This is a genomic window from Escherichia sp. UTM R2 (genome assembly GCF_048593455.1).
GTDB lineage: Bacteria > Pseudomonadota > Gammaproteobacteria > Enterobacterales > Enterobacteriaceae > Escherichia > Escherichia coli.
Genome location: NZ_JBFWDY010000002.1, coordinates 1,509,703 through 1,534,346, shown reverse-complemented (window position 1 = coordinate 1,534,346; position 24,644 = coordinate 1,509,703). Strand labels below are relative to the sequence as shown.

Genomic DNA, 24,644 nt, shown 5'->3' with positions numbered 1-24,644 from the left:
TACCGCAATGTTCTCTCTTCTCTGGAATATGATACACCGCCGAGAAATCATCACCTTAACCTCTGATAATCGTCATATACCGGACAAGACTAGTGGATTTCAGCATGCATTATATGAAGTGGATTTATCCACGCCGCTTACGCAATCAAATGATCCTGATGGCAATCCTGATGGTCATTGTCCCAACGCTTACTATTGGTTATATCGTAGAAACGGAAGGACGTTCAGCAGTCTTATCTGAAAAAGAGAAAAAACTTTCTGCCGTGGTCAACCTGCTTAATCAGGCACTAGGCGATCGCTATGATCTCTACATCGACTTACCACGTGAGGAGCGTATCCGCGCATTAAATGCAGAACTTGCCCCCATTACCGAAAATATCACTCACGCCTTCCCTGGCATCGGTGCTGGTTATTACAACAAAATGCTGGATGCGATAATCACCTACGCGCCTTCAGCGCTATATCAGAATAATGTCGGCGTTACCATTGCCGCAGATCACCCTGGTCGCGAAGTCATGCGTACAAATACCCCTTTGGTTTATTCAGGCAGGCAGGTGCGCGGCGATATTTTGAATTCAATGCTCCCCATTGAGCGTAATGGTGAAATCCTCGGCTATATCTGGGCCAATGAATTAACCGAAGATATTCGCCGCCAGGCCTGGAAAATGGATGTGAGGATTATCATTGTGCTCACCGCCGGTTTGCTGATAAGCCTGCTATTGATTGTCCTTTTCTCCCGTCGCCTGAGCGCCAATATTGATATCATCACCGATGGCCTCTCGACTCTGGCACAAAATATTCCCACTCGATTACCACAATTGCCCGGTGAAATGGGGCAAATCAGTCAGAGTGTTAATAACCTCGCCCAGGCACTGCGTGAAACGCGGACACTTAACGATCTGATTATTGAAAACGCTGCCGATGGCGTCATTGCCATTGACCGCCAGGGTGATGTAACCACCATGAACCCAGCAGCAGAAGTTATCACTGGCTATCAACGCCATGAACTGGTAGGGCAGCCTTACTCCATGTTGTTCGACAATACTCAGTTCTACAGTCCAGTACTGGATACGCTGGAACATGGCACCGAACATGTGGCGCTGGAGATCAGTTTTCCAGGTCGTGACCGCACCATTGAACTCAGTGTCACTACCAGTCGTATTCATAACACGCACGGTGAAATGATAGGTGCTTTGGTGATTTTCTCTGATTTAACTGCCCGCAAAGAAACCCAGCGCCGCATGGCGCAAGCAGAACGCCTCGCCACACTGGGTGAGCTGATGGCTGGCGTCGCGCATGAAGTACGTAATCCGTTAACGGCTATTCGTGGTTATGTACAGATCTTGCGCCAACAAACCAGTGACCCAATACATCAGGAATATCTGTCCGTAGTACTCAAAGAAATCGATTCAATTAACAAAGTTATTCAGCAATTGCTCGAATTTTCACGTCCACGCCACAGTCAATGGCAACAAGTCAGCCTCAATGCATTGGTTGAAGAAACTCTGGTACTGGTACAAACCGCCGGCGTACAAGCGCGGGTCGACTTCATAAGCGAACTGGATAATGAATTAAGCCCGATTAACGCCGATCGTGAACTGCTCAAACAGGTACTACTGAATATCCTGATCAATGCCGTCCAGGCTATCAGTGCTCGAGGGAAAATTCGCATTCGAACCTGGCAGTACAGCGACTCACAACAGGCCATTTCGATAGAGGACAACGGCTGTGGCATTGATCTCTCGCTGCAAAAAAAGATCTTCGATCCCTTTTTCACCACCAAAGCCTCAGGAACCGGGCTTGGTCTGGCGTTAAGTCAACGCATCATTAATGCCCATCAGGGTGATATTCGCGTCGCCAGTTTGCCGGGCTACGGCGCAACCTTCACGCTTATTTTACCGATCAACCCGCAGGGAAATCAGACTGTATGACTGCTATTAATCGCATCCTTATTGTGGATGATGAAGATAATGTTCGCCGTATGCTGAGCACCGCTTTTGCACTACAAGGATTCGAAACACATTGTGCGAACAACGGACGCACAGCATTACACCTGTTTGCCGATATTCACCCTGATGTGGTGTTGATGGATATCCGCATGCCAGAGATGGACGGCATCAAGGCACTAAAGGAGATGCGCAGTCATGAGACCCGGACACCCGTTATTCTGATGACGGCCTATGCGGAAGTGGAAACCGCCGTCGAAGCACTACGCTGCGGAGCCTTCGACTATGTTATCAAGCCGTTTGATCTCGATGAGTTGAATTTAATCGTTCAGCGCGCTTTACAACTCCAGTCAATGAAAAAAGAGATCCGTCATCTGCACCAGGCACTGAGCACCAGCTGGCAATGGGGGCACATTCTCACCAACAGCCCGGCGATGATGGATATCTGCAAAGACACCGCCAAAATTGCCCTTTCTCAGGCCAGCGTCTTGATTAGCGGTGAAAGCGGCACCGGGAAAGAGTTGATTGCCAGAGCGATTCACTACAATTCGCGGCGGGCAAAGGGGCCGTTCATTAAAGTCAACTGCGCGGCGCTGCCGGAATCGTTGCTCGAAAGTGAACTGTTTGGTCATGAAAAAGGTGCATTTACTGGTGCTCAAACCTTGCGTCAGGGATTATTTGAACGTGCCAACGAAGGTACTCTGCTCCTCGACGAAATTGGCGAAATGCCGCTGGTACTACAAGCCAAATTACTACGCATTCTACAGGAACGGGAATTTGAACGGATTGGCGGCCATCAGACCATAAAAGTTGATATCCGCATCATTGCTGCCACCAACCGCGACTTGCAGGCAATGGTAAAAGAAGGCACCTTCCGTGAAGATCTCTTTTATCGCCTTAACGTTATTCATTTAATACTGCCGCCTCTGCGCGATCGCCGGGAAGATATTTCCCTGTTAGCTAATCACTTTTTGCAAAAATTCAGTAGTGAGAATCAGCGCGATATTATCGACATCGATCCGATGGCAATGTCACTGCTTACCGCCTGGTCATGGCCGGGAAATATTCGAGAGCTTTCCAACGTTATTGAACGCGCCGTCGTGATGAATTCAGGCCCGATCATTTTTTCTGAGGATCTTCCGCCACAGATTCGTCAGCCAGTCTGTAATGCTGGCGAGGTAAAAACAGCCCCTGTCGGTGAGCGTAATTTAAAAGAGGAAATTAAACGCGTCGAAAAACGCATCATTATGGAAGTGCTGGAACAACAAGAAGGAAACCGAACCCGCACTGCTTTAATGCTGGGCATCAGTCGCCGTGCATTGATGTATAAACTCCAGGAATACGGTATCGATCCGGCGGATGTATAACACCAAAACTTGCTATGCAGAAATTTGCACAGTGCGCAATTTTCTGCATAGCCGCTCATTCTCCTTATAAATCCCCATCCAATTTATCCCTTCATATTCAATTAGTTAAATAACTAAATCCAATAATCTCATTCTGGCACTCCCCTTGCTATTGCCTGACTGTACCCACAACGGTGTATGCAAGAGGGATAAAAAATGAAAACAAAATTGATGACATTACAAGACGCCACCGGCTTCTTTCGTGACGGCATGACCATCATGGTGGGCGGATTTATGGGGATTGGCACTCCATCCCGCCTGGTTGAAGCATTACTGGAATCTGGTGTTCGCGACCTGACATTGATAGCCAATGATACCGCGTTTGTTGATACCGGCATCGGTCCGCTCATCGTCAATGGTCGAGTCCGCAAAGTGATTGCTTCACATATCGGCACCAACCCGGAAACAGGTCGGCGCATGATATCTGGTGAGATGGACGTCGTTCTGGTGCCGCAAGGTACGCTAATCGAGCAAATTCGCTGTGGTGGAGCTGGACTTGGTGGTTTTCTCACCCCAACGGGTGTCGGCACCGTCGTAGAGGAAGGCAAACAGACACTGACACTCGACGGTAAAACCTGGCTGCTCGAACGCCCACTGCGCGCCGACCTGGCGCTAATTCGCGCTCATCGTTGCGACACACTTGGCAACCTGACCTATCAACTTAGCGCCCGCAACTTTAACCCCCTGATAGCCCTTGCGGCTGATATCACGCTGGTAGAGCCAGATGAACTGGTCGAAACCGGCGAGCTGCAACCTGACCATATTGTCACCCCTGGTGCCGTTATCGACCACATCATCGTTTCACAGGAGAGCAAATAATGGATGCGAAACAACGTATTGCGCGCCGTGTGGCGCAAGAGCTTCGTGATGGTGACATCGTTAACTTAGGGATCGGTTTACCCACAATGGTCGCCAATTATTTACCGGAGGGTATTCATATCACTCTGCAATCGGAAAACGGCTTCCTCGGTTTAGGCCCGGTCACGACAGCGCATCCAGATCTGGTGAACGCTGGCGGGCAACCGTGCGGTGTTTTACCCGGTGCAGCCATGTTTGATAGCGCCATGTCATTTGCGCTAATCCGTGGCGGTCATATTGATGCCTGCGTGCTCGGCGGTTTGCAAGTAGACGAAGAAGCAAACCTCGCGAACTGGGTAGTGCCTGGGAAAATGGTGCCCGGTATGGGTGGCGCGATGGATCTGGTGACCGGGTCGCGCAAAGTGATCATCGCCATGGAACATTGCGCCAAAGATGGTTCAGCAAAAATTTTGCGCCGCTGCACCATGCCACTCACTGCGCAACATGCGGTGCATATGCTGGTTACTGAACTGGCTGTCTTTCGTTTTATTGACGGCAAAATGTGGCTCACCGAAATTGCCGACGGGTGTGATTTAGCCACCGTGCGTGCCAAAACAGAAGCTCGGTTTGAAGTCGCCGCCGATCTGAATACGCAACGGGGTGATTTATGATTGGTCGCATATCGCGTTTTATGACGCGTTTTGTCAGCCGGTGGCTTCCCGATCCACTGATCTTTGCCATGTTGCTGACATTGCTAACATTCGTGATCGCGCTTTGGTTAACACCACAAACGCCGATCAGCATGGTGAAAATGTGGGGTGACGGTTTCTGGAACTTGCTGGCGTTTGGTATGCAGATGGCGCTTATCATCGTTACCGGTCATGCCCTTGCCAGCTCTGCTCCGGTGAAAAGTTTGCTGCGTACTGCCGCCTCCGCCGCAAAGACGCCCGTACAGGGCGTCATGCTGGTCACTTTCTTCGGTTCAGTCGCTTGTGTCATCAACTGGGGATTTGGTTTGGTTGTCGGCGCAATGTTTGCCCGTGAAGTCGCCCGGCGAGTCCCCGGTTCTGATTATCCGTTGCTCATTGCCTGCGCCTACATTGGTTTTCTCACCTGGGGTGGCGGCTTCTCTGGATCAATGCCTCTGTTGGCTGCAACACCGGGCAACCCGGTTGAGCATATCGCCGGGCTGATCCCGGTGGGCGATACTCTGTTCAGTGGTTTTAACATTTTCATCACTGTGGCGTTGATTGTGGTGATGCCATTTATCACCCGCATGATGATGCCAAAACCGTCTGACGTGGTGAGTATCGATCCAAAACTACTCATGGAAGAGGCTGATTTTCAAAAGCAGCTACCGAAAGATGCCCCACCATCCGAGCGACTGGAAGAAAGCCGCATTCTGACGTTGATCATCGGCGCACTCGGTATCGCTTACCTTGCGATGTACTTCAGCGAACATGGCTTCAACATCACCATCAATACCGTCAACCTGATGTTTATGATTGCGGGTCTGCTGCTACATAAAACGCCAATGGCTTATATGCGTGCTATCAGCGCGGCAGCACGCAGTACTGCCGGTATTCTGGTGCAATTCCCCTTCTACGCTGGGATCCAACTGATGATGGAGCATTCCGGTCTGGGCGGACTCATTACCGAATTCTTCATCAATGTTGCGAACAAAGACACCTTCCCGGTAATGACCTTTTTTAGTTCTGCACTGATTAACTTCGCCGTTCCGTCTGGCGGCGGTCACTGGGTTATTCAGGGACCTTTCGTGATACCCGCAGCCCAGGCGCTGGGCGCTGATCTCGGTAAATCGGTAATGGCGATCGCCTACGGCGAGCAATGGATGAACATGGCACAACCATTCTGGGCGCTGCCAGCACTGGCAATCGCCGGACTCGGTGTCCGCGACATCATGGGCTACTGCATCACTGCCCTGCTCTTCTCCGGTGTCATTTTCGTCATTGGTTTAACGCTGTTCTGACGGCACCCCTACAAACAGAAGGAATATAAAATGAAAAATTGTGTCATCGTCAGTGCGGTACGTACTGCTATCGGTAGTTTTAACGGTTCACTCGCTTCCACCAGCGCCATCGACCTGGGGGCGACAGTAATTAAAGCCGCCATTGAACGTGCAAAAATCGATTCACAACACGTTGATGAAGTGATTATGGGTAACGTGTTACAAGCCGGGCTGGGGCAAAATCCGGCGCGTCAGGCACTGTTAAAAAGCGGGCTGGCAGAAACGGTGTGCGGATTCACGGTCAATAAAGTATGTGGTTCGGGTCTTAAAAGTGTGGCGCTTGCCGCCCAGGCCATTCAGGCAGGTCAGGCGCAGAGCATTGTGGCGGGGGGTATGGAAAATATGAGTTTAGCCCCCTACTTACTCGATGCAAAAGCACGCTCTGGTTATCGTCTTGGAGACGGACAGGTTTATGACGTAATCCTGCGCGATGGCCTGATGTGCGCCACCCATGGTTATCATATGGGGATTACCGCCGAAAACGTGGCTAAAGAGTACGGAATTACCCGTGAAATGCAGGATGAACTGGCGCTACATTCACAGCGTAAAGCGGCAGCCGCAATTGAGTCCGGTGCTTTTACAGCCGAAATCGTCCCGGTAAATGTTGTCACTCGAAAGAAAACCTTCGTCTTCAGTCAAGACGAATTCCCGAAAGCGAATTCAACGGCTGAAGCGTTAGGTGCATTGCGCCCGGCCTTCGATAAAGCAGGAACAGTCACCGCTGGGAACGCGTCTGGTATTAACGACGGTGCTGCCGCTCTGGTGATTATGGAAGAATCTGCGGCGCTGGCAGCAGGCCTTACCCCCCTGGCTCGCATTAAAAGTTATGCCAGCGGTGGCGTGCCCCCCGCATTGATGGGTATGGGGCCAGTACCTGCCACGCAAAAAGCGTTACAACTGGCGGGGCTGCAACTGGCGGATATTGATCTCATTGAGGCTAATGAAGCATTTGCTGCACAGTTCCTTGCCGTTGGGAAAAACCTGGGCTTTGATTCTGAGAAAGTGAATGTCAACGGCGGGGCCATCGCGCTCGGGCATCCTATCGGTGCCAGTGGTGCTCGTATTCTGGTCACACTATTACATGCCATGCAGGCACGCGATAAAACGCTGGGGCTGGCAACACTGTGCATTGGCGGCGGTCAGGGAATTGCGATGGTGATTGAACGGTTGAATTAATCAATAAAAACACCCGATAGCGAAAGTTATCGGGTGTTTTCTTGAACATCGACGGCGAAGGTAACCCCATTAATCACCAGTCAAAACTTTTCACCAGCGTCAGCTCGCCAGCATTACGCATCGGTACAATAAATGTTTCCTGTTTCTCATTGACCGATCCTTCATCGGTGATCAGCGTCAGTTGGGCGGTGGTTAATTCCGTTTCGCTGCGCCCACCATAGTAGTTGATATACACCTGATAGCGCCCGTGAATTGGCGCGGGCATGGCGAAAATCTCGGGTCCGTACCCCGTCGTGACATCCATATCCAGTGCACCACTGTTTTTCAGCACGGTGTTACCGTACCAGGCGTGTTCGCCATCGGGCGTAACAACGTGAAGGTCGAGGTCGGTATTGTCCGTATCCCACGAGAGAACCAGCCGTAAACGTGCACGAATCGTTCCTGTACCCGGCGTTGAGTAAAACTGCATTTTTTGTCGGCTTTGCCCATCCGGGCTGATGACCTGCACGCTGTTGCTGCCTTCAGTGAAAATATAAGGGCGTGCAAATGAACCATCGGATTCAATTCTCTGCGGCATACTGGCACCGTTGACCACCAGCCGGCCCTGCTGAACTTTACCCGCCGCAGCATAATTCTTTATTTTGCCGCGGATCTGCGCTGAGATATTTTGATCATCTGCCATGTTGACGGACGACGCCGGGTAATTGATCGATTGTGAAAAACTGGCATCTTCGCCCTCTGCCGGATGCCAGCCTGAGAGCGGTGCATCAATCTCGACTTCCTGCACACCTTCACTGTGAGCGACAGGCGAAAGCGCCACCAGTAACAACGGAAGAAAAATCTTTCGCATAGCATTAGTCCATTAATAATTGTCGGGTCAGCGTTTCGATATAGTTCTCATCAAGCCCGGTGGGATAACCATCAAAGGCCAGGTGCAGATACTCATGGGTTAAATCCAGCCGATCCTGAAGCGTAAAGAAGTTACGAATAAACAGCCGTTTCTGCTGCCGATCGGTATAGGGGAAACCTGAGACTAAACGGCAAACCGCAAACACGTCTGGTTCGTTGTACCCCGTCTCAGCTTGTAATATACGCCGCCACTGCGGCATTTTTTTCGCCAGCCAGGCTTTCGCTTTGGGTAATAACTGGCAGGTTGAGCGTGGCGCTCCCCAGCGGCTAAGACTGTTGTCGGGATAAGCAAACGCGAGTATCTGATCGTAACGCTCTCCCTGCCCCGCCTGGGCCGTGGCTTGCCGCCAGGAAAGTGTCCCTTCGGTAGCGCGACTGCCATGATAATGAACCGGATCGCCTGCATAGATGAGATCCTGCGTCCAGGCGGTCATCGTTCGCGCCCCCGTGGTCGCTGGCGAAGCAGAAACACGCTGCGTGGCGCTGCTGTCGGGGATGGTCAGGCAATCGCCTTCCCGATTGGCATTTTGCTGTAAAAAAGTGCGAATCGCCACGGTCATGGCTTTCGCTGCCTCAGGGGGCGTACTTTTCGCCTCGCGATCCAGAACTCTGGCAACGTACTCTTCACGATCGAGATGCGACTGCAATTTCAGTTTGCCCTTTTCGCTCAGTAAGGTCGTCTCACCGTGGCTGACAAACGTAATGTGGTTACCATTAGTAAACGTCACACGATAGCGCCCATTAAGTACGCCGGGATTTACTGCCGTCGTACTCTTTTCCGCTGTGATTTTCTTCAGCGGATAGCGGGCAAACAGCTCCACCTCTACACATTGCCCACTGGCAACCTGCGTCGGCACTGGCAAAACCCGATTAAGCACCGTCGCATAACGGGTTAGTACCGTTTTGCTGGTGCCACTGCCAGTAACCCACAGCGGTGTACCATCGGTTAACCAGCCAGCAAAACCACCCTGACGGATTTCCTGTTTATCATCGGCAAACCAGCTCCAGGTTTTCACCCGTACCCGACTACCGAGCATGGATGCGACACCGATTTTCGCCTCGTCCAGCACCACATCCAGTAAGACTTCCTGAGCTTTGTTTTGCGCGGGTAACGTCGCTAATGAATCAAGCAGCGATTTAACCGTTACCGAGGTTTCTGGCTTCAGCGTAGTCAGAGACGCTAACCACGCAGGTGCCTGACGCTGTTGCCAGTATTGCCCCCACACATCTGCGCCAATATGCAACCGCTGCGGCGCAAAATAGAGCCCACAGGAACGTACCAGCGCGGTATCGCGCGTTATGCTCTCCCCAGCCTGACAACAATAAACCTCTTCCGGGGAGTTTCCGCGACACTGGTAGGGCTGCTCCGGTTGATGGGTATCCTCCAGCCAGGCGTAAACATACAGTTTCCACAAACTCCCTAACGGCGTGGTGAGCGAGTCAGGTAATGCTGAGACTTTGGTCACGCCTGATGACGACAGCTGATACAGTTGATCGTGCTGCGCACCGCGCAGCACCAGTTGTAACGGCGTCTCCTCCGCAAGTGTTGGCAGAGTAACCAACGCCAATAGCCAGACGATTCTGCGCCAGTTCACTTATTTCACCTGCATCCCGGTCCATTCACTCCCTGCCGCAACACTTTGCTGCGCAGGTGCATAGGAACGCACATAACGAGCAGGAGGCAGAACGAATTGCCCTTTTTGCGAGAAGCGCAGCAAATGGCGGAAAGTGACCGTTCCCGTCAGTTCTTTCACCGGCACCATATAGGCCAGTTCGCCCATTTCATTTCGCGCTTTTTCCAGCAATTGCCCCTGCTGTTTCGCGGCGTTGGGTTTATTGACCGAAATGCCCCATGTTGTGCGCTCAACGTCGGCTCCCGGTGGCAGCGGTACTTCCACCTGACCGTAGCGCAGAACTGCATCCTGCTCGCTGGTAAGCGTGATTTCATCGAGATACAGCGCATCGCTGTCAATCTCATTGCTGGTCACCGGTTGCAGAATAAAGCTCATCTCTTCTTCACCAGGGATAAGCCGATACAACTGGCGTTCAACGGTCACCGAAATGTTACTTTGTTGAGCCATTTTTGCCGGCTCACGCCAGCGGACCTGCACATTTTGCGGCGATAATTCGTCACCAAAAGAGAGAATGTCCGGCACGCCCTGACCAACCCAACGCCAGTCTTCGCCCCCTCCAGTTAACTTATGTTTAGCCCATGCGCCCGCAGGCGCAGGCAAAACAACTGGAGGCATTGTCGCCATATATTTCGCCAGCCAGTTCATGGCCAGCGCGCGCTCAATAGTGGATTGCTCAGCGGTCAAACCACTTAAAATAGCGGCCGTCTGGGTAGCGTCGCCACCGCTATTAAGCAGCACAACCGTGTGCGCCAGCGGCTGATTGCTGTTTGCCGCTTTATCCCACGCATATTGCTGAACCTGTGGCATCACCGTGGACTTCAACTGCGCTTTTTTCAGCAACGTCATGGTTAAGACGTTTGCCACCGCATCTGCCAGTGGAGACTCCGGTGTATCGAGGATCAGGCTATCATTGATATCGCGGGTGTCTTCCTCAGAGAAATCTTCAGTTTTAGTTCCGCGCCGGGCGATAGCTTCATCCAACCCTTTCAACAACGTTTTGCACGGCAAATTCATCTCCTGCGCCCATGCCAGCACCAGCGCCCGATGCAATAACGGCATGTTATCTGCCTGCTCCGCGTAGCTGTCGAGCATATGCTGCCAGTATTCCGGTTGTTGCGTTACGCCGATCGCCTGGCTGGCCTGCCAGTCGGCGTACCATGCCCATGCCGTAAGGAAGGCGTCACCATTGCCATCTTCACCCCACCAGGTAAAGCGCGCTCCGGGCCCCGCCAGTTGCATCAGCCGCAGACGGTTATCCTGAATCATCTGACGAATGTCGTTAGCGGCGGCACTTTGATGATCGGCAAGCGAACGCCAGGCGAGACTGAGCGGGATCAGACGGCTACCGGTGTTGATTACGCCACCCCACGGTTCATCGACTAACGCATCAAGATTGTTGCGGAAAATCTCCTGCGGCGTTTCACTACTTTGTAGCCGGATATTGCTCGCCTGCTCGGGCAACATCAGCGCGTTATCGCCACCACCGAGCATGACATTTTTCTGCTGTTCAACGGGCCAGCTGTTATCCACAAAAGACAGTTTTGTGCTAATGCTGTCCTGCACTTGCCCATTTTGTTGCAGTTCTGCACTTAACAAGCCAGATTGCTGAATATTCTGCGTCAGCGAAATATAATTCGCCCCTTTGTGCAGCGTCAGCGTCTGGCGCATCTCAGCGCCTGCAAATTTAGTCACCAGCGCCACCGGTTCGTTATCCTGCTGACTGAAGATAAACAGTCCTGCCGCCGGTTTGTCGCCCACGCGATACACCGTTGGCATACTCCACTTCATGTAGAGATTTTTTTCCGAACGCAGATAAGCACGCCCCTGCCCGACCAGTCCGTCGCCGTTCATCCCACGCGCGGTGATACGCCAGCGGGTTAACGAATCAGGCATCAGGAACGTGAAATACGCTTTGCCTTGTTTATCGGTTGTGAGTGACGGCATCCATGCCGCGGTATCCACCTCTTCACGCCGTGGACGTTCAAGCATTTTTACTCGCCGCTCGCTGCGGTTAGTTGCGCCAGGCGCAACCGGCTCGCTGGAGAGCGCCTGGTCGTAGCTGATAAACGACAGACTGGAGCTGGTACGCACATTGTTACGCCCCAGCGGATAGAAAAATTTGCCGATATTCGGCGCGATTTCTGGTTGCAGCGCGTAGATCATTTCATCGACCACGCCTACCGTTAGCTGCGCAGAAACAGGTTTACCTTTCAGCGACGAGGTTAATTCGACATTGACCAGTTCACCAGGCTGGTAATGGGTTTTGTCCGTTTTCACCCGGATATCAAGCTGAGGAACGGCAACTTTGATCCCGGCGTTCTGAAAACTGTACTGACCATTACGGGTATACAGCACCGAAAAAGTGATGTTAGGCGCAAAGGAATTGCTCACTGGAACCCGGGCTTCATACTGGGTATCGTTTAAACGTTGTAGCGTTAGCCAGTTTGCCGGATGCGAAAGCAGCGACTGCTGTTCCACGCGATCGCGTTCCAGCGTCAATAATGCTTCATCAATTGGCTCCGGAAAGGTAATCAGCATCTTCGCGGTTTCGCCTGGCTGGTACAGCGTTTTATCCGCCACGATATCTACCGTACCAGTATGCGCCGTGCTGCCCTTACCGCTGACGGCATGACTTAACCCAGCGAGAATTAAGCCGTCTTTATCGCGTAATGTCAGATTGTAGTTGCCAGGTTTAGCGAAATTGACGGTAAAGGATTTGCCGCCTGACGGTAGCTCTCCGCTATGGCTCGTGCGGTCTTCGAGACGCAACCATTCATACGTAACAGGAACCTGTTTTGAAGATTCCAGCGCGGCATAACGGAACACAACCGACTCGCCGCTATTACTGTATTGTGCGGCGGTACTTAAAGAGTAATGCGCCAGGCCGCGTTCAATGAGGATCTCTTTGGTGGTGGTGACGCGATACGCCGCGCCGTCACTGGCGGAGACGGTTAACAAATAGCGGCTCGGTTTATCGGCGGCGGGGAGATTTAACGTCACATGACCGCTGGCGTCGGACACCGTTTCGCTGCCTTCCAGCGACACGGGGAAACGTCCGGCATAACGCAAATCGTTACCGACCATTGATAATTGCTGAGCGCGCAAACTTAACTGCACGCGGGCATTTTTTACCGGCTCGCCATCCGGGTAGAGCAGTTGCAGTTTGCCGCTGACCGCTTCGCCAGTTTTGAACTCTTTTTTGTCGAGAGCTAAACCAATCTCGAAATGTGGCTTGATGTAGTTTGCCACGCGAAAACTGCTGCTATAGACCTGATTGCGGTAAGCAAGACGTAACTCATAACCTCCGGCTACGGCATTTTCTGGCAGGCGGAAACTTCCCTGCCCGCCATTGCGCGCATCCAGCGTGACATTGACGGTTTGCAACAGACTGCCGTTGGCGTCCAGCACCGAAAGCTTCGCCGGGGCGCTGACGATGGGGGATGAATGCAACGGATCGTGGAACTCGCGGCCGATCACTTTAACATCGACACGATCGCCTGCGCGATATAGCGGGCGATCGGTAAAAATATACAAGCGGGTGTTGTAGATTTCGCTTTCGTAGAAGAAGTTCTCGGAGACAAAAACGCCGCCTTCAGCATCCTTACCCAGAATGTATGAACGTTCTGGCGATATATGTTGTAACTGCAAGGTACCGCTGTCATCGGTCACACCGCGGGTCATCACGCCAAGACCGTCAGTCCACAAGATCTCTGAGCCGGGCTTCGCTTCACCCTGTTTTTTACCCGCGGTCCACACCAGAAGCTCTTTGCCTGACACTTTGCTAAGCGCCACGGTATCGGAAACAAACACCACCGTCGTCGCCCGATACCCACCAACCATCGCCTCGACGAGGTACAGTCCCGGCTCTTGTTGGCCGAGAGGAATATAAATGTTACCCGGCTGCGGCGAGATGAAATTGCTGGATGCGCCTTCCAGTTTTACCCCTTGCTGCGGCTCGAACGGTTTAGCCTGCCATAGTGGATAACGGAACTGTTCCACCAGGGGATATTTTTTCAGCGGGGAAAACTGGTTGTTCTGTACATAACGGGAAGGTTTAATAATGGCATTGCCGAGCTGTAATTCGGGTAACGCCTGAGTCACATTCTGCCGTGACTGAGAAGAGAAAGTACGCTGCATCACGCGGCGAGATTTGCCGTACCAGTTATCCCACAGCCAGGTTAGCGTATTGTTCAGCCCGTCGCCCAGATATTGCGGTTGCACCACAATGCGATGCAGGTTTTTCTGCTGGCGCAAAAATGCCATCGGGTCAGGAATACGATACAGGCGAACGTCCACGCCGCCGTACTCTTCCATCTGATAGCGCCGATAATCACGCCCCGGCGCTTCCAGTCGCACTTTCGCCTCTTCACTGCTGCTAAAACTGCTGTCAGCAAGCAAAAAGAATGTTCCCCCGGCAGGCGGCGCATAGTTGCTGGAAGGAAGCGAATCATCAGCATTAGCAAGCCCTGTTCCCACAAGAGACAGGGACAAGCACGCTGCTATCGCGCCAGAAAATTTAAACGATAAATGCCAATGAAATTGGGATTGGAATCGTTGGGTATCCATCGGGTGTCCTTCCATGTCATAAGTTGTTGCAGACTGACTGCGCGCATTCCGTTGTCAGTTTTCGTGGCGCTTCCGGTGTGGTAGATGACGTAACGCCCCATCCAGACCATTAAGTGCTGGGCATCGCCCTGATCGAAAAAAATCATATCGCCAGGCAGCGCCTGGTTTATGTCCTGGCCAATAAACTGGCTGTTGTACTGAATCAAATTAATCGCGGTCACATAGGGGCCGGTTTTCCCGTTCCCCTGATTCCAGTTTTGCGCCAGTTGACGCTGTTCAGGTGTTAGCGTCATCTCTGGCGGCAAATACTGGCTAGATAAACCGTTACTTTTTAGCCATTTACTGTCGTGAACTTTCAGCGTCTCGTTCGCCGCAAATCGCACCAGGCCCGCACAATCCTGCTGATACCAGCGTGGACTTGGCCCCTGGCGGAGCTGTTCTTGTGCAATGCGTACAAACCAGGCGCGAAACAGCCCGGATTGTTCGACATTCAGCATTTCGCTATGGACAACAACACAACACAGCCAGCAAATCAGCGCCAGCAGCCCGTGCCTCATAGCGGCTGCCAGGTTATGGGTAGCCACTGCCAGGCGGCACCGGGTTCCATCTGGGCCAGCTTCATGACATAACGCGGTTGTTGAGATAAAGCGTCCAGCTTCGGCATTAATAAAGTTTGTGCGGCGTTATAAAAAACCGGTTCGAGATTCTTCGGCAGACTGGTCAACGTTTCGTTACGCAGCAGTTTCGCTATTCCTTGTGGATTGATATAGAGCGGAACGATGCCATCAGTGGGTATTACATCCACCATTGCCGGGCGGGTTTTATTCAGTGTTTGCAGCGCGTTATTAACCAGCGTGTCATCGAGGGAGAAAAGCAGCGTTTTGTTTTGCATCGCCAGCGACACACGGAAAAAATAATCCGACATTAATTGATCGGGTTGCGCCGCCTGCGCTTTCGGATACTGGCCGTATCGGGAACTCACTTCGCGACGCCAGATTTGCGCTTCGCCCTGCTGAGTCTGGCTTACCGGCAAAACACCTTCTGGCGCTTTGCTTTCGTGCGCACCAATATTTTGCGTAAACAGTTTCCCTGGCAATTGCGCCTGTTCGGCAGTGCCATCAAACTGACCGACAAACAGCGGGGTTTGCAATTTTGAGTTTTCATACCAGCACAGCCCCGCGGCACCGTCTAACGCCCCATTCAGCTTGTCGTTTTCCTGGCTGATGTGCGAAAGCATCTCTTCGGCAATACCGTGTGAATACGGCACCGCCACACAGAAGCTGGCTCCGGCAGGCATACTGTTCCATACCGGCGTAAAATCGAAACTGGCATCTACGCTGGCGGATTCATCATTTAACGCCACAAAACTGTGCCAGCCGTCGTTACCCATTTCGAAGTGTACGCCAGCAAAAGAAGGCATTAACCGCTGGTAGCCAAACCCCAGCCACCTGGCGCTGACTACGATGCGCTGGCGTACTGGCGTTTTTTCGGCAGTACGCTCTTCCAGGCCAAAGCTTGCTTGCCAGCGTTTTTTGCCGCTCAACAAATCACCTGCGATCGCCGTGGCTTCGGTATCCTGCTGATCATCTTTAAACAACATATCCGTGCTGGAAAACACCAGCATCTTGTCCTGATAAGTCGCGAACATCAGGGCGTTATTGCCGTTATAGCGCAACTGATAAACAGGAACAGTTTCACTATTTATCTTGATGCTACTGATTTCCGTTTTGCTTAACTGGCTGTCGCTGGTAGCGGCAAACAACAATGGCTCCAGCAGTTTGCTTAAACCACTGCGCTGGATCAGCACCATATAATGTGAAAGATGGCCTTGTTTATCGTGCCACAGCGCTGCCTGCGCGGGCTGATCTAAGAGTGACGAAAAGAGCTTATCTTTCAGCGTGAGATCGTGTTCATAGACAATACGACGAATGCTGCCTTCAATGCCCAGACGATCGGCATGATTCTGATAATAGAAAACGAAATCTTCGCTCAGAACATCGTGGAGAAACGGAATGGTGATGAGATCTTTGGGAAGCTGGCTCAGAGAGTCGCTGTCGAGAAAGAGGTCCGGCTCATTGAGATCGATTTGCAGATTGTTGTGCACCACCAGCGGCGACAACGTTTTTTCTGGCCCACTGCCAGCATATTGCAACGCCCAGACGCCAGCGGAAAGCAGTGCTATTGCGCCAAAACCTACAAGACCATAGAACCGCCAGCCTTTCGCTTTTTTTCACCACTCATTGCCACATTCCTTGTGTATAGCCAGCCATTTTTTACGGGCACAGCCAAACTTTACCGTGCCCTAATACGACAAAAGCCCAGACTTTGCAGCCTGGACTTTTCAATTCAAACAAGGGAGATAGCTCCCTTTTGGCATGAAGAAGTAAAATTATTCTTCTTCTGGCTCGTCGTCAACGTCCACTTCCGGAGCGATTTCATCGTCTCCTTCCGCGGCACTGCCATCGATGGTGTCCAGATCTTCCTCGTCAACCGGTTCAGCAACGCGTTGCAGACCCACTACGTTTTCATCTTCCGCAGTACGGATGAGGATCACGCCCTGAGTGTTACGGCCCACGATGCTGATTTCCGAAACGCGAGTACGCACCAGCGTACCAGCATCGGTGATCATCATGATCTGGTCGCAGTCATCTACCTGCACCGCGCCAACCACTAAACCGTTACGTTCGGTAACCTTGATGGAGATAACCCCTTTCGTCGCACGCGACTTGGTTGGGTATTCCGCCACTGCGGTACGTTTACCGTAACCGTTTTGCGTTGCGGTGAGGATTGCCCCTTCGCCACGCGGTACGATCAGAGAAACGACTTTATCGCCTTCGCCTAAACGGATACCGCGCACACCGGTGGTGTTGCAGCCCATCGCACGGACGGAAAACTCTTTAAAGCGCACCACTTTACCTTCGGCGGAGAACAGCATTACTTCGTCTTCGCCGCTGGTCAGGTCAACGCCGATCAGCTCATCGCCTTCAACCAGTTTGATCGCCACTTTACCGGCAGTACGCAGACGGTTGAATTCGGTGAGGACGGTTTTCTTCACAGTACCGTTAGCGGTCGCCATGAAGACTTTCACGCCTTCTTCAAACTCGGTCACCGGCAGGATCGCGGTGATACGTTCGTCCTGCTCCAGCGGCAGCAGGTTGACGATCGGACGACCGCGCGCGCCACGAGTGGCTTCCGGCAACTGGTAAACTTTCATCGAATAGACGCGACCACGGCTGGAGAAGCACAGGATATGGTCGTGGGTATTCGCCACCAGCAGTCGGTCGATAAAGTCTTCTTCTTTAATACGTGCAGCAGATTTACCTTTCCCGCCACGACGCTGCGCTTCGTATTCAGAAAGCGGCTGATACTTAACGTAACCCTGGTGAGAGAGCGTCACGACCACATCTTCCTGAGTGATCAGATCTTCCAGGTTGATGTCTGCGCTGTTGGCAGTGATTTCAGTACGACGTTTGTCACCGAACTGTTCACGAACCAGCTCCAGCTCTTCGCGGATCACTTCCATCAAACGATCGGCGCTACCAAGAATACGCAACAGTTCCGCGATCTGATCCAGCAGCTCTTTGTATTCGTCGAGCAGTTTTTCGTGCTCAAGGCCGGTCAGTTTCTGCAAACGCAGATCCAGAATCGCCTGAGCTTGCTGTTCGGTCAGGTAGTACAGACCATCACGCACGCCGAACTCTGGCTCCAGCCATTCCGGACGCGCAGCATCGTCACCAGCACGTTCGAGCATCGCGGCAACGTTGCCCAGCTGCCACGGATTAGCAACCAGCGCAGTTTTCGCTTCTGCAGGCGTCGGCGCATGACGGATCAGTTCGATGATCGGGTCGATGTTCGCCAGCGCCACGGCTAATGCTTCAAGGATATGAGCACGATCGCGAGCTTTACGCAGTTCGAAAATAGTACGACGGGTCACCACTTCACGGCGGTGACGAACAAACGCCGCGATGATGTCTTTCAGGTTCATGATCTTCGGCTGACCATGGTGCAATGCCACCATGTTGATACCGAAAGAAACCTGCAACTGGGTCTGGGAGTAGAGGTTGTTGAGCACAACTTCACCGACCGCATCGCGTTTCACTTCAATCACGATGCGCATACCGTCTTTGTCAGACTCGTCACGCAGCGCGCTGATGCCTTCCACGCGTTTTTCTTTTACCAGTTCCGCAATCTTCTCGATCAGGCGCGCTTTGTTTACCTGATACGGAATTTCGTGGACGATAATGGTTTCACGACCGGTTTTGGCGTCAACTTCCACTTCTGCGCGAGCGCGGATATACACCTTGCCGCGACCGGTACGGTAAGCTTCTTCAATACCGCGACGACCGTTAATGATTGCCGCCGTCGGGAAGTCCGGCCCCGGGATGTGTTCCATCAGCCCTTCAATGCTGATGTCTTCATCATCAATATACGCCAGACAACCGTTGATGACTTCCGTCAGGTTGTGCGGCGGGATGTTGGTTGCCATACCTACGGCGATACCGGAAGAACCGTTCACCAGCAGGTTAGGAATTTTGGTTGGCATGACGTCCGGAATTTTTTCCGTGCCGTCATAGTTATCAACGAAATCGACCGTCTCTTTTTCGAGATCGGCCATCAGTTCATGGGCAATTTTCGCCAGACGGATTTCCGTATAACGCATTGCCGCCGCAGAGTCGCCGTCGATAGAACCGAAGTTACCCTGACCGTCTACCAGCATATAACGCAGCGAGAATGGCTGCGCCATGCGGACGATCGTGTCATAGACCGCCAAGTCACCATGGGGATGGTATTTACCGATTACGTCACCAACGACACGGGCAGATTTTTTATAGGCTTTGTTCCAGTCATTGCCTAGTACGTTCATGGCGTAAAGTACGCGACGGTGTACCGGCTTCAGGCCATCTCGGACATCTGGCAGCGCACGGCCAACAATGACCGACATCGCATAATCCAGATAGGAGCTCTTCAGCTCTTCCTCAATGTTGACCGGTGTAATTTCTCTCGCAAGGTCGCTCATCTAACCGCTATCCCTCTACTGTATCCCGGATTCAAAGGTCGCAAATTATAACACAGCCGCGCAGTTTGAGGTAAACCTATACGCTTTATTCACATCCAATGCCTGATATACTCGTTTGTCTTGCCAATTACGGAGTAGAAGTGCCAATGAATGCCGAAAAATCGCCGGTAAACCATAACGTAGACCACGAAGAGATCGCTAAATTTGAAGCCGTCGCCTCCCGCTGGTGGGATCTGGAAGGTGAGTTCAAACCGTTGCACCGCATTAACCCGCTGCGTCTGGGCTATATTGCCGAGCGTGCTGGCGGTTTATTTGGCAAAAAGGTGCTCGATGTCGGTTGTGGCGGCGGCATTCTGGCCGAGAGTATGGCGCGCGAAGGCGCGACGGTGACCGGTCTGGATATGGGCTTTGAGCCATTGCAGGTGGCAAAACTGCACGCGCTGGAAAGCGGCATTCAGGTGGATTATGTGCAGGAAACCGTGGAAGAGCACGCGGCAAAACATGCCGGGCAGTATGATGTGGTGACCTGCATGGAGATGCTGGAGCACGTCCCCGATCCGCAGTCAGTGGTCAGAGCCTGTGCGCAACTGGTGAAACCAGGCGGCGATGTCTTTTTCTCGACACTTAACCGCAACGGCAAGTCATGGCTGATGGCGGTGGTTGGTGCGGAATATATTTTGCGCATGGTGCCCAAAGGCACGCATGATGTGAAGAAGTTTATTAAACCGGCAGAATTGCTGGGCTGGGTGGATCAGACCAGTTTAAAAGAGCGGCATATCACTGGGCTGCATTACAACCCGATCACTAATACTTTTAAACTCGGCCCCGGCGTGGATGTGAACTATATGCTGCACACGCAGAATAAGTGAGGTTGATGTTTGGCCGCGCCAATGCCTGATGCGACGCTTGCCGCGTCTTATCAGGCCTACAAATGCTCCCCGTAGGCCGGATAAGGCGTTTACGCCGCATCCGGCAACCGTGCCGACTAGACAGTGATTACCATTTCACCGTCATCGACAAAAACCCTGCCGTCTGGGCAAAATCATCACTCCCTTTCTGCCACGCCACGCTGCCGCGCAGGGACACTCGCTGACTGATATTGCCCGTGACTCCCACTTTTATTTCACCCCGTTGCTTCACCGCATCGTCACTGATAGTGCTGCCATCCTCTTCAATTTCCGTCGAATGGGGATCGTGATAATAATTCAGATCTAATGTTGGTATGACATGAACAGCGGTACGCCATTCGCTGTGTAAACCCAGCCGCGTCTGAATATCATCACCCTGCGATTGTGACACGCGCGCACGGTTAGCGGCGGTAAAATCATCCTGCTGCACGCCCTGATAAATCACCTGCGCCTGCGGTTCAATCACCACACCACGCCCCGGTAACCACTGATACCCCGCCTCCAGCGAGGCGATAATCCCCGACGAGTGGTAATGATCTGTGCCATCTTCTTGTTCGGAAACATCATTGCTAAACCACGCGTATTGCAGCCAGCTATCCAGTCAGGCCCCTTGCTTCTGATTACCGTGCTGAAACCAGCTTGATGTCAGCCCAACGGCATAACCGTGGTTCTGGTTATCGGCGCGAGTTCCGGTCATATTCGAGCGGCTGTCGCCCTGGTTATCGCTGTAGCCACCAACAATCCCAAGCATCCACTCGCCATCCGTGCCCCAGCGCCCGCTAAACAGATCGCCGCTAAGTTGCACCGTAGAAGTGTCTTCATGTTGAGCCAGTTGCCCCGCTGCTGTGTAATGATAATCTCCGCCGATAACACGTAAATTCAGCGTCTGACCATCGCCACCTGCGTGATCGCGTCGCTCCATCATAAACGCCTGATTTGCCGCCCGCAGGTTATTGAGATAACCGCCAACTTTGGCATTCAGCACCGGCTGGTAAACAGGCACAGGGGCCGGGTCGGGGGTTGGGTCAGGATCCGGCGTGGGATCAGGATCGGGAGTCGGGTCTGGCTCAGGTGGCGATGGCGGCGTTACTTCTTGCGATCGCAGATACCAGTCGTTGTTATCTTCCACCAGCGTGTAGTCATACGCTCCCATATTGACGTAGCCGCTGCCTGCCAGACTGAACTGCGCATTGTTTTGAAACTGCGTGGGATCAGCTGCGAAATCAACCACTTTAATGCCTGTCGATGTCGGCTCACCAATCCCTGTAATGGAGTTAACCACCACAGTTGTGTTGCCAGCAGTATTACCGTTCATCACCAATTGATCGCTTACCGAGTCATCGCCGTTTAATTCGCTATCGAGCAGTAGCGTACCGCCGCCGGTATAATCACCGTTTACCGTCAGCGTATCGCCAGCGACGCCATTTTGCAGGCTAACCGCACCGGACGTATTGGTCAGATTGCCATTAACCGTCACGTTGGAAAGATAAGTCAGGCTGTCAGTTTCAAGGTTGGTATTAAGCTCACCTGTCAACGTCACACCATCGGTGGCATTCACCAGCGTCCCATCGCCGTTAAATAGTGAGGCATTAAGGGCGACGGAAGTATCCTGCCCGGTCAGGCGCAAAACCGTACCATCGCTGATGTCGATAGTGCCGCTGGAAATAGCATCAATTGACTGAATATCCTGATCCGCGCCAGTAACGAACGTTGCCCCATCACCAACCCACAGTGACGAAGCATAAGGAAGGATATCAGCAACATCACCTTTCAGGGTGCCTTCTTCGACACGTACCGCCGACTGCGTTGTACCGCTGGCGGTCAGCTCCAGTGTACCAGCCCCCGTTTTAGTCAATGTGCTACCCTCATCCTGATGCTGCCCGCTGCTGTCAGCCATCAGTGCGCCCCACTGCGTGTCTACCCCCGCATCAACTGCCACTTCACCGTCGGCGCGCATTTCAATATCACGTCCGTGGCCTGCCGCATCTGAACGCGTGTCAACGTCGGAGGTAATCTCCATCACGCTTTCTTGTTGCTTATCGGTAAAGATAACCTGGCGGTTATAGTGGGTATCTCCAAGCTGCGAGTTGTCGCTCACCATCAGCGTACCGGAGGCGATTTGTGTTGTGCCCAAATAACTATTATTGTTTGCCAGACTTACCTGCCCGTCGCTCGCATCGACCACCACGTAGACGCCATCTTTCCCGTCGCCGCCGATATGCAAATTGTCGCCACCTGCAAGATCTACCACATCCTGACTGCCGATAACCGTTCCGCTGCTGCCACTGACTTCAAGGCCATCGTTGTATGATGTGCCGCTCTGCCAGGTGGAGAAATCAGAGAGATCGAGCACACCGCCGTTTAACACGATCGACTGCGGATCGTCCTGGAGAGCGGTAAGATCTGCCGCGTCGCCTTCCAGCGAAAGCACCGCACCATCATCAACGACTATATCGCCGGTTAGCGCCATCGACTGCGCCCCTGCCAGCACGTAGCTGCCGTTTTGCGCAATGGTGAGCTGACCAGCACCTTCGATGATGCCAGCAAAACTGCCCTGATTAACAGTAACGTTGCCACCAGCATCGATATTTAAAGTGCCATTCTGAAAGCCCGTCAATGCGTGCACAAAAGTTTGTTGGGTCGAGCCAACGTTTAGCTCAGCCTGATTCTGATACTGATCAATACTCCCTATCGTCAGACCGTAGCAGTCTTGCGGATCGTCCTGGCAATGCGTATCGCCGACATTCATCAGGGAGTTGCTGCGGCCCAGGGTAACTTCACCGTTTTCAATCTGCATCTCACCAGTAAAGTCATTGTTATCTGCATTAAGTACCAGATCGCCGGAACCTGTTTTGGTGATTAACCCGGTACCAGCAATAGAGTCAACAGCTCCGTCATTCTCTGTATTGCCAATAACCAGCGTTTTTCCGTCGGCAATATCAAAGGTAACTTCACTTAAGCCGAGATACATAAAGCCACCCGCCGCAGAGGAAGGACCATCTCCATAGCCTGCTGCGCTATTGTTCTCATCGACTAACACGCCTCCGTTCTGGCTGTAGCTGTCATCAACAGAAATATCAATAAGATAGGGAGCCGTCACGCTATTGGTATATATCGCCCCGCCATAACCTTCGGCAGTGTTATTTGTAAAGGCAGTGTTATTTACTATCGTATAACCTGAAGGATGCTTGCTGTCGCTATTATTATCGGTAACATCGATTGCCCCGCCATCGCCATCACTGTAACTTGTTGATGTATATGCCTGGTTGTTATCAAAAATAACATCACTTAAATAAACGTCATTATTAATGGTATAAATTGCGCCACCTTTGCCATCATTAGCGATGTTATTGCGAAACATGGCGTTAGTGACACGTAAATCGACGGCACCAGTATCGTTAGTACCAGAAGAATAGATTGCGCCACCATAGCCGCCTGCGACGTTACCGGAAAAAATAACATCAGTAAGATTCAGCGTTGAGTTTTCTTTAGCAAATATGGCCCCGCCGTTATTATATTCTCCTGTAACGGTGTTATTGGCAAACAGAGTCATTCCAGTTTCATTTTCTGGTAATAGTGAAAATTCCGCTCCTTGTTGCAAAAATACGGCCCCACCGCTGGCGTTATTGGTCATATCCGAAAAAACCAGCCATTGCCCATCAGCGATACTCCAGTCCTGCGTAATGCCTGAAAGGCTTTGCCTGCTGGCCTGACAACTCGCTTTGACATCATATCCCTGGCATGAATCAGTGACCGCCGCGACACCGTTAGCAGAGAAAAGAGATGCAATCATTGACGGGAGTAAAGATAAATACTCCTTGCGTAGAAAGATAATCCGCATATTAATCTAACCATCATTTTCTATAAGACGGCGTATTTAATCGCATTATACGATATGGAATATCTTTCTTTTGTAAATTGTTCAACCCGGTGCAATGGCTATTTTGTTATTATTTGATGAATAATATCAGTGCGTCATAATTCAAGTTAATAACCTTCAGGGATATCAGTTATATTTAAACTAAATTAAAGTCATGAATAATTTTCTTATAATATAAGGTAAATTAACAAAATGGCTTAGCATTTAACAATAACCGAATAGAAAACAACCATTTCGCCATCAACAATCTCTTACATTCGCTTATATATTGACCACAACTGATACATCAGATTATGTGATGACTCGTGCTTAGATCAATTTTTGCAATCATTAGCAAAAAGATTAATAAACCATCTATATCAATTTATCTAACCT

The 24,644-nt window shown here is 51.8% G+C and carries 13 protein-coding genes and 1 pseudogene; 7 read left to right on the top strand and 7 right to left on the bottom strand.

The genetic code is table 11. The features are described 5' to 3' along the window. Positions 1-104 precede the first annotated feature (104 nt). From atoS to atoB, 6 genes are all read left to right on the top strand, one after another. Positions 105-1,931 carry a two-component system sensor histidine kinase AtoS gene (gene atoS / locus AB4H76_RS08210; protein ID WP_001295210.1) on the top strand — a complete coding sequence of 609 codons (1,827 nt, stop codon included), beginning with the start codon at positions 105-107 and terminating at the stop codon, positions 1,929-1,931. Then, on the top strand, positions 1,928-3,313 hold the full coding sequence (gene atoC, locus AB4H76_RS08205) for an acetoacetate metabolism transcriptional regulator AtoC (protein ID WP_000125282.1): 1,386 nt from the start codon (positions 1,928-1,930) through the stop codon (positions 3,311-3,313). Before atoS ends, atoC begins: the two co-directional genes overlap by 4 nt. A 195-nt stretch (positions 3,314-3,508) precedes the next feature. After that, positions 3,509-4,171, top strand: coding sequence for an acetate CoA-transferase subunit alpha (atoD, locus tag AB4H76_RS08200; protein WP_000850540.1), 663 nt, complete (start codon positions 3,509-3,511; stop codon positions 4,169-4,171). Then, positions 4,171-4,821: an acetate CoA-transferase subunit beta gene (gene atoA, locus AB4H76_RS08195; RefSeq protein WP_000339065.1), complete on the top strand. Its 651-nt coding sequence runs from the start codon at positions 4,171-4,173 to the stop codon at positions 4,819-4,821. Before atoD ends, atoA begins: the two co-directional genes overlap by 1 nt. Next, on the top strand, positions 4,818-6,140 hold the full coding sequence (locus AB4H76_RS08190; RefSeq protein WP_000580275.1) for a TIGR00366 family protein: 1,323 nt from the start codon (positions 4,818-4,820) through the stop codon (positions 6,138-6,140). Before atoA ends, AB4H76_RS08190 begins: the two co-directional genes overlap by 4 nt. A gap of 30 nt (positions 6,141-6,170) precedes the next feature. Next, complete coding sequence (atoB, locus tag AB4H76_RS08185; protein WP_000786547.1) at positions 6,171-7,355, top strand: acetyl-CoA acetyltransferase; 1,185 nt, start codon at positions 6,171-6,173, stop codon at positions 7,353-7,355. Positions 7,356-7,428: 73 nt separating this feature from the next. Here atoB and AB4H76_RS08180 read toward each other — a convergent pair whose 3' ends face one another. The 6 genes from AB4H76_RS08180 to gyrA form a co-directional block, all read right to left on the bottom strand. Next, positions 7,429-8,205 carry a YfaP family protein gene (locus tag AB4H76_RS08180; RefSeq protein WP_001225852.1) on the bottom strand — a complete coding sequence of 259 codons (777 nt, stop codon included), beginning with the start codon at positions 8,203-8,205 and terminating at the stop codon, positions 7,429-7,431. Between the two features lie 4 nt (positions 8,206-8,209). Beyond that, positions 8,210-9,859: a YfaQ family protein gene (locus AB4H76_RS08175; RefSeq protein WP_001104549.1), complete on the bottom strand. Its 1,650-nt coding sequence runs from the start codon at positions 9,857-9,859 to the stop codon at positions 8,210-8,212. Further along, positions 9,860-14,374, bottom strand: a complete 4,515-nt coding sequence (locus tag AB4H76_RS08170) for an alpha-2-macroglobulin family protein (RefSeq protein WP_201293789.1) — start codon at positions 14,372-14,374, stop codon at positions 9,860-9,862. It lies immediately after the preceding gene. A 23-nt stretch (positions 14,375-14,397) separates the two neighbouring features. Next, positions 14,398-15,021, bottom strand: a complete 624-nt coding sequence (locus tag AB4H76_RS08165; RefSeq protein ID WP_077492556.1) for a DUF1175 domain-containing protein — start codon at positions 15,019-15,021, stop codon at positions 14,398-14,400. After that, positions 15,018-16,646: a DUF2138 domain-containing protein gene (locus AB4H76_RS08160; RefSeq protein WP_420062623.1), complete on the bottom strand. Its 1,629-nt coding sequence runs from the start codon at positions 16,644-16,646 to the stop codon at positions 15,018-15,020. Before AB4H76_RS08160 ends, AB4H76_RS08165 begins: the two co-directional genes overlap by 4 nt. Positions 16,647-16,853: 207 nt before the next feature. Then, positions 16,854-19,481, bottom strand: coding sequence for a DNA topoisomerase (ATP-hydrolyzing) subunit A (gyrA, locus tag AB4H76_RS08155; protein ID WP_420062582.1), 2,628 nt, complete (start codon positions 19,479-19,481; stop codon positions 16,854-16,856). A 146-nt stretch (positions 19,482-19,627) separates the two neighbouring features. Between gyrA and ubiG the strand changes: the two genes are divergently transcribed. Further along, entirely contained in the window at positions 19,628-20,350 is a 723-nt protein-coding gene (gene ubiG / locus AB4H76_RS08150; protein WP_000990765.1) for a bifunctional 2-polyprenyl-6-hydroxyphenol methylase/3-demethylubiquinol 3-O-methyltransferase UbiG, read from the top strand. Between the two features lie 127 nt (positions 20,351-20,477). On the opposite strand, the pseudogene yfaL reads toward ubiG, so the two are convergent. Beyond that, positions 20,478-24,230, bottom strand: a pseudogene (gene yfaL, locus AB4H76_RS08145) (AIDA-I family autotransporter adhesin YfaL/EhaC). Positions 24,231-24,644 lie beyond the last annotated feature (414 nt).

What these genes read in the sequence shown, in the direction of transcription:
- atoS (WP_001295210.1), top strand. Translation starts at nt 105, where the DNA reads ATGCATTATATGAAGTGGATTTATCCACGCCGCTTACGCAATCAAATG.
- atoC (WP_000125282.1), top strand. Translation starts at nt 1,928, where the DNA reads ATGACTGCTATTAATCGCATCCTTATTGTGGATGATGAAGATAATGTT.
- atoD (WP_000850540.1), top strand. Translation starts at nt 3,509, where the DNA reads ATGAAAACAAAATTGATGACATTACAAGACGCCACCGGCTTCTTTCGT.
- atoA (WP_000339065.1), top strand. Translation starts at nt 4,171, where the DNA reads ATGGATGCGAAACAACGTATTGCGCGCCGTGTGGCGCAAGAGCTTCGT.
- AB4H76_RS08190 (WP_000580275.1), top strand. Translation starts at nt 4,818, where the DNA reads ATGATTGGTCGCATATCGCGTTTTATGACGCGTTTTGTCAGCCGGTGG.
- atoB (WP_000786547.1), top strand. Translation starts at nt 6,171, where the DNA reads ATGAAAAATTGTGTCATCGTCAGTGCGGTACGTACTGCTATCGGTAGT.
- AB4H76_RS08180 (WP_001225852.1), bottom strand. Translation starts at nt 8,205, where the DNA reads ATGCGAAAGATTTTTCTTCCGTTGTTACTGGTGGCGCTTTCGCCTGTC.
- AB4H76_RS08165 (WP_077492556.1), bottom strand. Translation starts at nt 15,021, where the DNA reads ATGAGGCACGGGCTGCTGGCGCTGATTTGCTGGCTGTGTTGTGTTGTT.
- gyrA (WP_420062582.1), bottom strand. Translation starts at nt 19,481, where the DNA reads ATGAGCGACCTTGCGAGAGAAATTACACCGGTCAACATTGAGGAAGAG.
- ubiG (WP_000990765.1), top strand. Translation starts at nt 19,628, where the DNA reads ATGAATGCCGAAAAATCGCCGGTAAACCATAACGTAGACCACGAAGAG.